Here is a 222-nt window from a genome sequence, read left to right as displayed (position 1 = left end):
CGGTGGGCCGCAGACCGGCCTGCTCGCCGACCCAGGAGACGAACATCGCGCACCACGGGGCGTTGGCGTAGCCGCGGATCGCACCGCCGTCGCGCTCGACGGTCTCCCGCGCGCGCTGGGACTTCATGTACCAGCTGTGGAACTTGGTCCCGCCGCCCGCGGCGTTCTCCGCCACGCCGATCTGGCTCTCGGCGATCCTCAGCAGCTCCCGCGCGGTCGCGC

1 pseudogene is annotated in these 222 nt (G+C 73.4%); it reads right to left on the bottom strand.

Going from position 1 to position 222, the window contains the following annotated elements:
- A pseudogene (locus ACWJ6R_RS38395) lies at positions 1–222 on the bottom strand (CHAP domain-containing protein); the annotation flags it as partial.

This window comes from Planomonospora algeriensis (assembly GCF_977012225.1).
The sequence above is the reverse complement of the archived record's forward strand: the minus strand, read 5'-3'. Positions and strand labels throughout refer to the sequence as shown.